The sequence below is a fragment of the Streptomyces sp. URMC 124 genome, assembly GCF_051386455.1.
In the GTDB taxonomy this organism is placed as follows: Bacteria; Actinomycetota; Actinomycetes; order Streptomycetales; family Streptomycetaceae; genus Streptomyces.
Map to the genome: position 1 here is coordinate 1 of NZ_JBPQTS010000372.1, position 391 is coordinate 391.

Below are 391 nucleotides of genomic sequence, written 5' to 3' on the forward strand. Positions count from 1 at the left end.
GTCCGCGAGGCCGTCCGCTTCGCCGACGGCATCCGCACCCTCCACGAGCTGGGTGTGACGACCTTCGTGGAGGTCGGCCCCGGCGGTGTCCTGAGCGGCATGGCGCAGGCCTGTGCGGACGAGGCCGTCACCGTGCCCGCCCTGCGTGCCGACCGCCCCGAGCGGCAGGCCCTCGTCACGGCCCTCGCGCAGCTGCACACCCGCGGCTTCGCGGTGGACTGGCGCGTCTTCTTCTCCGGCGCGCGGACGGTCGGCCTGCCGACGTACGCGTTCCAGCACGAGCGGTACTGGGTGGAGACGCCGGAGCCGGTCGGCGCCGCCGAGGCGGCGGTGGACCCGGCGGACGCGGAGTTCTGGGAGACCGTGGAGCGCGAGGACCTGCAGGCCCTCG

General features: G+C 75.4%; 1 protein-coding gene. It reads left to right on the forward strand.

The annotated features are described in order from the left end of the window. On the forward strand, positions 1–391 hold a 391-nt coding region (locus ACSNOG_RS32990; RefSeq protein WP_436756360.1), incomplete at both ends, for a hypothetical protein.